Below are 266 nucleotides of genomic sequence, written 5' to 3' on the forward strand. Positions count from 1 at the left end.
TGAAAAGCATTGAGTATAGTTAAGTGAAGAAGGGCGCACGGTGGATGCCTTGGCACTAGGAGCCGAAGAAGGACGGGACAAACACCGATATGTCTCGGGGAGCCGTACGTAGGCAGTGATCCGAGAATTTCCGAATGGGGAAACCCTCTACTCGTCATGGAGTAGAACCTATACCTCAATTCATAGGGTATAGGAGGCAGACCCGGGGAACTGAAACATCTCAGTACCCGGAGGAAGAGAAAGCAAACGCGATTTCCCGAGTAGCG

Annotated in this window: 1 rRNA gene; it reads left to right on the forward strand. The window is 51.5% G+C overall.

Annotated elements, in window-relative coordinates:
• Positions 1 to 17: 17 nt before the first annotated feature.
• A 23S ribosomal RNA gene (locus tag GHT08_RS21910) occupies positions 18 to 266 on the forward strand; the annotation flags it as partial.

The sequence above is a fragment of the Gracilibacillus saliphilus genome (assembly GCF_010994085.1).
In the GTDB taxonomy this organism is placed as follows: Bacteria; Bacillota; Bacilli; order Bacillales; family Amphibacillaceae; genus Gracilibacillus; species Gracilibacillus lacisalsi.